Annotated in this window: 1 protein-coding gene; it reads left to right on the top strand. The window is 30.6% G+C overall.

All coding sequences use genetic code 11. The features are described 5' to 3' along the window. Nucleotides 1-174: 174 nt before the first annotated feature. Nucleotides 175-519, top strand: coding sequence for a helix-turn-helix domain-containing protein (locus tag AC1DUW_RS31640; protein ID WP_477644553.1), 345 nt, complete (start codon nt 175-177; stop codon nt 517-519). Nucleotides 520-661: the final 142 nt, after the last annotated feature.

A 661-nucleotide genomic window follows, 5' to 3' on the forward strand; every position in this document is an offset into this window, starting at 1 on the left:
TACCCGCCCGAGCTGCGATAGTAAGCTTTCCCATTAAAAAGGAAGGATAGGGATTTCAAAGGATACAGCAGTTTTAAAAGTAGTTACATAATACTATCTTTTCAGTAATCATATTGAAAAAAAAAAATATGTTACAATAGTAAATCTAGACATAGGTATAAAGGGGCAATTACAATGAAAATAGAGGTTGGCTCTGTTATCAACGAATTAAGAATAAAACAAAATCTCACAAGAGAAGAATTAGCAAAAGATATTTGTGAGCCTATTACCTTGTTAGATTATGAAAGAAGCATCTCATCACCAACAATTGATGAGTTGGGACTATTAGCAGATAAACTTAAAGTTGATCTTTCGTATTTTTTTACGACCAAAAATGAACCGATTTATTATTACATAGAAACTATTAAATTATTAATAAACAGATATAAACGTACACGTAATTATGAAGCAATTTATGAAATCGTCCAAAAAGAAATGGCAACGGCACCGGAAAAATCCATATCATTTTATCAATTCTAATGGCATGAGGGTATGTCTTTTTTTTATTTGTTCAAAAATAAACAAATGGCTATTGATCTATTAAATGAGGCCATTCAGATTACAATGGGCAAACGGGTAATTCTTCATCAACAGGAGATAGAAGTTTTAAATAGTATTGGAA

The sequence above is a fragment of the Peribacillus sp. P4_C12 genome, assembly GCF_056402095.1.